The 6,514-nt window shown below is 63.5% G+C and carries 7 protein-coding genes; 5 read left to right on the top strand and 2 right to left on the bottom strand.

Annotation, left to right across the window (positions count from 1 at the left end):
* Window positions 1-888, top strand: an 888-nt coding sequence (locus ABSB13_RS16280; protein ID WP_428110342.1) for an ABC transporter substrate-binding protein, incomplete at its 5' end; no start/stop codon positions are given.
* Window positions 866-2,080 carry an anhydro-N-acetylmuramic acid kinase gene (locus ABSB13_RS16275; protein ID WP_428110340.1) on the top strand — a complete coding sequence of 405 codons (1,215 nt, stop codon included), beginning with the start codon at window positions 866-868 and terminating at the stop codon, window positions 2,078-2,080. The genes ABSB13_RS16280 and ABSB13_RS16275, both read left to right, overlap by 23 nt.
* A gap of 49 nt (window positions 2,081-2,129) precedes the next feature.
* On the opposite strand, the gene ABSB13_RS16270 is transcribed toward ABSB13_RS16275, so the two are convergent.
* On the bottom strand, window positions 2,130-3,413 hold the full coding sequence (locus tag ABSB13_RS16270; protein WP_428110339.1) for an alkyl sulfatase dimerization domain-containing protein: 1,284 nt from the start codon (window positions 3,411-3,413) through the stop codon (window positions 2,130-2,132).
* Window positions 3,414-3,442: 29 nt separating this feature from the next.
* Window positions 3,443-4,141, bottom strand: a complete 699-nt coding sequence (locus ABSB13_RS16265; protein ID WP_428110338.1) for an HAD family hydrolase — start codon at window positions 4,139-4,141, stop codon at window positions 3,443-3,445.
* A 158-nt stretch (window positions 4,142-4,299) separates the two neighbouring features.
* Between ABSB13_RS16265 and ABSB13_RS16260 the strand changes: the two genes are divergently transcribed.
* The 3 genes from ABSB13_RS16260 to ABSB13_RS16250 form a co-directional block, all read left to right on the top strand.
* On the top strand, window positions 4,300-4,911 hold the full coding sequence (locus ABSB13_RS16260) for a riboflavin synthase (protein ID WP_428110336.1): 612 nt from the start codon (window positions 4,300-4,302) through the stop codon (window positions 4,909-4,911).
* A gap of 38 nt (window positions 4,912-4,949) precedes the next feature.
* Window positions 4,950-5,423, top strand: a complete 474-nt coding sequence (locus ABSB13_RS16255; protein WP_428110335.1) for an RrF2 family transcriptional regulator — start codon at window positions 4,950-4,952, stop codon at window positions 5,421-5,423.
* 46 nt (window positions 5,424-5,469) lie between these two features.
* A partial coding sequence (locus ABSB13_RS16250) for a GNAT family N-acetyltransferase (protein WP_428110333.1) occupies window positions 5,470-6,514 on the top strand: 1,045 nt, incomplete at its 3' end.

The following is a 6,514-nucleotide window of genomic DNA, read 5'->3' as shown; positions in this document are numbered from 1 at the left end:
AGTGACTATTTGCGCGGCTTCGTCCGCTTGCTGACCCAGCTCAAGCTCTGGCGCAAGCGCGTCGCGATCGTCGCGTCGAAGTCGCCCTTCGCTCGCGCGGTTGCATCGGGCTTCGAGCGCGCCGCCGATGAACGCGCCGCTCGTCGTCGCGGAGTCCGCGTCCGCGTGAAATGGAATGGCGCGTTCGACCCCGCCTCCACGCCCGCGCGGCTCTTCCCCGCGCTTGCGCGCAACCGCGTCAACGCGCTCGCCAGCGCCGGCAGCTATGAACATGATGTCGCCGTGATGCGCGCGGTCGCATCTTCCCATCTCAACATTCCGGTGCTTGGATGCGTCGCCGCCGGTGTGCGCCGCTTCGCATCGGACTTGGGCGAACTTGCAGAAGGAATCGTCGGCCCTTCGCAGTGGGAGGATTCCATCGAGATCGCGCCAGCTCTCGGTCCAACGCCCGCTGAGTTTGCGCGCCGAATGGTCACCGCCGGCGCCGGCGATTCTCCCGATTATCCCGCCGCGCAGATTTACGCCGCTGGTCTCCTGACCGCCGCCGCGCTCGCTGCCGCCGGCCGCCACGACGACGCGATGCTCCGCGATGCATTCTCCAACTTGCAAACCACCACAATGTTCGGCGACTTTTCGATCGATCGCGTCACCGGCCGCCAGCTCGGTCACCAGATGCTGCTCGTGCAATGGCACCGCGGGCGCAAGGTGATTATCGCGCCTGAGTCGCACGACGACTCCAGCTCGCTCAATTTTCCCTCCGGCTTGCGCCTGCTCCTTGCGGGAATCGAGATGCTTCGCTTAAGTCGTCGTGACGATTCGCGAGAATCGCTTGGCGACGCCGAATCGGAGGAATCGGACGTGGATAATGATGAGCGCAATCACGATTAAACTCGACCGCGGGATAGTTCTCGCGATTGGCCTGATGTCCGGGACCTCGCACGACGGCGTGAGCGCCGCCGTCGTCGAGCTCGACGAGCGTTCTCGTCCGCCCGCGCGCTTGATCGCGTTTCACACTTTTTCGTACCCTGCGCGCTTTCGCAAAGAATTGCTCGCGGCTTCCGCCGATGAAAAAATCGGCGCGGGTGCGATTTCCACGCTCAACTTCGCGCTCGGTCGCGAGTTTGGACGTGCCGCCATCGAGATCGCCCGACGCGCGCATGTCGCACTTTCCGACGTTGCGTTCATCGGATCGCACGGCCATACCTTTTTTCATCTGCCGCCACGCCGCGCGGCCCGCGGACAGGTTGCCTCCACGATGCAACTTGGCGAGTCCGCCGTCATCGCCGCGGCTACCGGAGTTCCGGTCGTCGCCGACTTCCGCACGATGGACATCGCGCTCGGCGGCGAAGGCGCTCCGCTGGCCCCGCTCGCCCATCTCTGGCTGCTCGCCGACCCCACGCGCGGCCGCGTCGTGCAGAACATCGGCGGCATCGGCAACGCAACTTACATTCCGCCCCGCGCGCGCCTCGGCGACGCCGACTTGATCGCGTTCCACACCGGCCCGGGGAACATGATGCTGGACGCGCTCGCTTCGCGAATCTCGGGCGGCCGCCTGCGGATGGATCGCGACGGGCGCATCGCGGCCAGCGGCCACGTCAACGAGCCGCTGCTCGCGAAGCTGATGCGAAATCCTTATTTCCGCCGCCGACCGCCAAAATCAACCGGCCGCGAGGAATTCGGGACTCACCTCGTCGATCGGATCGTCGCCGACGCCCGCCGCATGAAAATCGTTGACCACGATCTGGTCGCGACCGTCACCGCCCTCACCGCGCGATCGATCGCCGACGCATGCCGCCGCTTCATTTTTCCCCGTGGTCCCGTAGTGCAGTTGATCGTCACCGGCGGCGGCGCGCAAAACCGAACCTTGATGCGCATGATCGCGGCGGAACTTCCCAATCTCGAAGTGATCACCGCCGCGGACGTCGGCGTTGACGGCAATGCGCTTGAGACCGTCGCATTTGCCATTCTCGGCTACCAGATGCTGCGCGGCCGCCAGGGCAACATCCCCACTGTCACCGGGGCACGGGCGCCCGCCGTCCTCGGCAAACTCACGCTGCCCCCGCGGCCAGTGACGAAGTGAAAAAGTGAAAAGTCGAGTCTCACCGGCGCCTCGAAGACTCGGCGCGATCTCACGCGCTGCGCTTGTCCTCGGGCGGCGCGACTCCCGCCTTGGTCGCTGACTCGACCACCGCCGACCGGAAGACCCCGTGCGCCATCGTCGATTCCTCGCGATCCGCTCGCGCCGCATAGACTCTCATCCGCGCTTCATGCGCCGATTTGTCGTCCGGCGCCGCCGCCACCGCCCAATCCGCCAGATGACATGCCAGCACGATTTCGCCGGCCGCCAGTCTCTCATTCGCTCGCGCGATCAGCGGCGTCACACCGCCCGCCAACGCCGCGATCTCCCGCGCCCGCTCGCCGTCGCTCGCGGGTTTAAGATTCGACGGCGTGCCGTCGTACCATCCGCCTTCCAGCCGCCAGATGTTACGCACGATAAACTCAGGCTCGTCGTACACGGCCTGCAGCCACGGCTTCTCCGCGAGATTTGCCGGCGGCTTCACGGTGTGAACTATCTCGTCCAGCGCGGCGCCCGCATTCATCAATGCAATAGTCTGATCATACAGGCTCTGCAGATAGTTCGCGGTGTCGTTCAGCACCTGGCGCACCCGAATCGCGCCAAACACCGGGTAGCCGTGGCCCGGCACGAGCACTTCCGCCCCCAGTCTCGCCATCACGCGCAGCGCCTCGGCCCATTCGCGCGCGTAGCGCTGCGCCTTCTGCGGATTGCCCGCGTTGGGCGCCGCCCAGATGATCAGATCTCCCGTGCACAGCAGCTTGCGTTGCGGGATGAACACCCAGCAATGATCGTCGGTTTCGCCGCGCGCATGATGGCATTCGAACTTGTCGTCGCCCGCAACTACATTCAACTGATTATCGAAGTAAGTATCCGGATATACATACTCAGTCGGCCACGGCGCGGGCCGGTTGAACTGCCGTGTATTGACTACTGTGTTATAGCCGGCGGTGCGCTTGTAGCGGTCGAACCGCGCCGCGACTGCGCGATGGCCCACCACGCGCGGCCGTGCCACTTTGTTCTTCTGCGCATCCGCGACTATCGCCGGCATCCCGCACGCGTGATCGACGTGCCCGTGCGTGTAGATCGCCGTGTTCACCCGCTCCGGCGAGAACTGCCGAATCAGTTTCACCGTCGCGTCCTGGTTGAAGTAGCCCCCCGTATCCACCAGCACCAGCCCCTCGCGCGTCTTGGCCGCCGTCACGTTCGCAAACCATCGGTAGAACATCACGCCGTCCGCAATTTCCTCGTACTCGCCGGTCGGAAGGAGCGGATGGAACTGGCGGGTCGTAATCGCGCCGGTAAAAATCTTCTCCGATTGATCTCTTATCACGCCCATAGCTGAACCTTCCTCTTACAAGAAAACCCTCAATCGATCCGATGCAGCTCTCCGATATGGCGAATCTTCTCGTGATCGACCCACGTGTAGCGCCGATGTTGATCGACCAGCCGCGCCTCGATTCCCGCCGCACGCGCGCCCTCCACGTCGATCGAATAGATGTCGCCCGCAAATCTCACTTCGTCGGGGCCGACGCCCAGGCGCTCGAGCGCGATTTGAAAAATCCGCGGGTCGGGCTTTGCTACTCCGACAACATGCGAGTCGATTATCACGTCGAAGAATGGCGCCAGCCCGAATCGTTTCGCGTCCGCTTCGACCTGCCCCTCCGCATTCGACACGATCGCGAGCCTGTATCCCGCCGATTTGAACGCCTCCAACGCCTCGAACGTCCCCGGCCGCACCACGCGCCAGAGCGTGGCCTCGCGATGTATCGCGCCAAACTTCGCCGCGCATTCGCTGAATTCCTCTTCCGGAATTCCCGCCGCCTTCATCCAGCCACGGAAAAAAAGCTCATACGCCCCACCGTCGGCTTGCGTGCCCGGCACGCTCATCAGATGTCGATCGATCGCCGCACGCCCTGCGTATTCGGCATGCTCGAGCGCCAGTGGATCGAGCTTGCGCCCTTCGCGCGAGAATTCGCGCGCCAGCAATTCGAAATCCAGGAATGCGAGCGTGCCGCCAAAGTCGAACAGCAGCGCCTTGAGTTTTTTCTTTGCCTTCGATTTCATTCCGTTCAAGCTTAGCAGGGGCCAGCCCCTTGCACCCACGTCAGGAAAACCAGGCATATCGCTTGGTCCGGCCGCTCTGGTTGCGCCGCTATCGATCAAAAAGATATGATTTTTCTGGAGATTTCTCCCCGCCGCACCAGCGCTCCGCAGGAGACTTGATGTTTACAGGTATCATCGAAGACCTCGGCACCGTCGAAAGCCTCAAGCTGACCGGCCAGGGCGCGGTCATTTCTGTCCATACCTCGCTCCCCGTTTCCGAAATCAGCATCGGCGATTCGATCGCCGTCAACGGCGCGTGCCTGACCGTGATTTCCAAAGGCCCCAGCCGCTTCGCGATGGACATCTCGGCCGAGACCTTGCGATGCACCGGGCTGGGCGAGCTGAAATCTTTGCACCGTGTAAATCTCGAGCGATGCCTCACGCTCGGCAAGCTGCTCGGCGGCCACCTGGTCTCCGGCCACATTGACGGCATCGGCCGGGTCGTGTCGATCAAGCCCGAGGGCGACTCAAAACTCTTCAGCTTCGAGGTCGCGCCCGCGCAGGCGCGCTACCTGGTCGAGAAGGGCTCGGTCGCCATCGACGGGATCAGCCTGACCATCTTCTCGGTCGAGGGCTGCAACTTTTCCGTCGAAATAATTCCCCACACGCTGCGATCGACGACGCTCGATTTCAAGCAGCCCGGTGACACCGTCAACATCGAGAACGACATGCTGGTTAAGTATGTCGAGAAGATTCTCGCGACCCGCGCGACGGCGGCGCTCGCGTCGTGAACAGTGAAGAGTGAAAAAGTGAAAAACGCATGAGCCTGATGCAGATACCACGCAAGATCGAGTACGCGCTACGCGCGATGATCTATCTCGCCGATCATCCATCGGGCGTCGCGCGCGGCGCCGAAATCGCCGGTCGCGAGCACATCCCGAAATATTATCTGGAAAAGGTGATTCGCGATCTGATGCGCCGCGGCCTGGTCCGCGCGCGCCGCGGTCCCGGCGGCGGCTACCAGCTTGCCCGCGATGCCGGCACCGTCACGTTTCGCGATATTATCGAAGCCGTCGAGGGTCCCATCAAGCTCAACTTGTGCACCGACGGCAGCAGCTCATGCGCTCTACAGCCGTCGTGCCGCATGTATCGCGTTTGGGAAAAGGGCCAGCGCGTGTTGCTCGAAGTTTTCTCCGATACCTCGCTCGCCGAAATAGCCGCGACGCATCCGTCGCCGGCCGTGCGGTCCCCCGCCGATGTCGCGTCCAGAGCGATATCGCCGGCCAAATCCCAGCCCGCATAGCCGAATTGAAGAACCTCCCGACGCCGGCCGCGCGAACCCTGTGCCCGTGAACGATTTCGGAGCTATCGGCCTCGGCGACTTCGTCGGCAAACCACGCCGCGGCGCCCCGGTCTTCACCGAGAAGACCTTCTATCTCGAGGAATTCTACGGCAAGAGCCTGCTCTTCGCGCTGATTCCTCCCGCCGGACAGCGGATTTCCGACTTCGATTCTCTGGTGCTGACGCTGCGCGAATTGCGGCGCAATCAAACCCGATGCGTCGTCATCGTTTCGCCGAGCGCGCTTCCCAAGCTGATGCGCCGGCTCGGCCGCCTCGCCCCAAAGGAACCGCCCCCGGTCTTCAATCCGTCCGACGGACTTCGCTCGCGCCCGTATCCACCGGATTCCGCGGTGGCCGAGATCTGGGCGCGATTGCGCGCCGGATCGATCGTCGTCGCCTCGATGAGCCGCGACGACGCCGACGATCTCACCGTCTTCGCGCGCGAGCTCGCCAGCCGGCTTCGCGTCTTCAAGCTGCTGATGCTTGATCGGCGTGGCGGCTTGATCGACAAGGACGGCCACCGGCTCTCGTTCGTCGAGGAACATCGCATCCGCGCCACGATGCGCAACCTCCGCTCACGCGCTCGCAGAGCCATCGTCCGTGCCGCTCACGACGCCCTCGAAGACGGCGTCGGTTCCGTCAACCTGGTCGCGCCAAACGACGTTTACGAGGAACTCTTCAGCTTCATCGGCGCCGGAACGCTGTTCACCGAGATGCAGTACGGCTTCGTCCGCCCCGTTTCAATCGACGACTTCGAAGAAGTTGAAGCACTCATCGTCCGCGGCCAGACCGAAGGCTCGTTGCTGCCCCGCACTCCCGACCAGATCGCGAAAATTTTGCCCTCATGCTTCGGCTACCGAATCGGCGACGAACACCTCGCTGGAATCTGCTCGCTGCTGACCGAGCCGTACCGCCGCGACCGCGCGGGCGAAATCACCGCGATGTACACCTTGACGCGCTTCCAGGGCGAGGGCGTCGCCGCCGTGCTGGTCCGCGAGATCCTCAAGGAAGCCCGGGCTCGCCGCCTCAAATACGTTTTCGCATGCACCAATG

The sequence above is a fragment of the Binatus sp. (SeqCode) genome (genome assembly GCF_050013435.1).
Classification (GTDB): Bacteria; Desulfobacterota; Binatia; order Binatales; family Binataceae; genus Binatus.
This window is presented reverse-complemented; position numbering and strand designations above follow the sequence as displayed.